Source organism: Hadarchaeum sp. (SeqCode) (assembly GCF_049969415.1).
In the GTDB taxonomy this organism is placed as follows: domain Archaea; phylum Hadarchaeota; class Hadarchaeia; order Hadarchaeales; family Hadarchaeaceae; genus Hadarchaeum.
Genome location: NZ_JBMFOX010000126.1, coordinates 1 through 1,042, shown reverse-complemented (window position 1 = coordinate 1,042; position 1,042 = coordinate 1). Strand labels below are relative to the sequence as shown.

Genomic DNA, 1,042 nt, shown 5'->3' with positions numbered 1-1,042 from the left:
ATCAGATCCACCGACGCCGCCGGAAGCGCTCGAAGTATCTCGATGTTGTCAGCGAAATAGATTGTGCCAATCACATCCTTCTGGGCTAGATTCATGTTTCGACCTCCTGATTGTGCATAACGTGTGCTGGACCCAGGCGAAGTTCGCGTTCCCGACGGGCGGCACCCCGTACTTCCAGCGCTTGTCCTCTCTGAGGTGCTCCCCGCCCCAGCTATTCATGTTGAAGGGCGGGTTGGCGAGGATGTAGTCGGCCTTGAGGTCGGGGAAGCGGTCGTTCAGGAACGAGTCCCCTTGCTCGATCCGGCCGTCGATCCCCCGGATGGCGAGGTTCATCTTGGCCAGGCGCCAGGTGGTGTAGTTCAGCTCCTGGCCGTAGATGCTGATCTGGGAGCGTGCGCGGCCGCCGTTGCCGTTGCCCGTGGCGTGGGCCTCGATGAACTCCACCGACTGCACGAACATGCCCGCAGAGCCGCAGCAGGGGTCGTAGACCCGCCCTTTGTACGGCTGGAGCATCTCGATTAGGAGCTTGACGATGCAGCGGGGGGTATAGAACTCGCCCCCCTTCTTTCCCTCGGCGCTGGCGAACTGGCCGAGGAAGTACTCGTAGACCCGCCCGAGGATGTCCCGGGCGTGGTTGTCGCCACCGCCGAGGTGGATGTTGGAGACGAGGTCGATCAGTTGCCCGAGACGCTGCTTGTCCAGGGCGGGGTGGGCGTAGTCTTTGGGGAGCACACCCTTGAGGGAAGGATTGTCCCGCCCTACGGCCGCCATGGCGTCGTCCACGAGCTGGCCGATGGTGGGCTGGCGGGCGTTCTGCTGCAGCTCCGACCACCGCGCCTCGGGGGGCACCCAGAAGATCCCCTCCGCCCGGTACTCGTCGGGGTCCTCCGGGTCTGCGCCTTGCGCGCGCTCCGCGTCGAGCTTCGCGTGCTGGGCCTCGAAGGCGTCGGAGATGTACTTGAGGAAGATGAGCCCCAGCACGACGTGCTTGTACTCGGCGGCATCCATGGAGCCCCGCAGGGCGTTGGCGGCTGCCCAGAGG

The 1,042-nt window shown here is 64.8% G+C and carries 1 pseudogene; it reads right to left on the bottom strand.

Annotated features, from left to right (window positions below):
• Positions 1 to 75: 75 nt before the first annotated feature.
• A pseudogene (locus tag ACP5PX_RS08300) lies at positions 76 to 1,042 on the bottom strand (type I restriction-modification system subunit M); the annotation flags it as partial.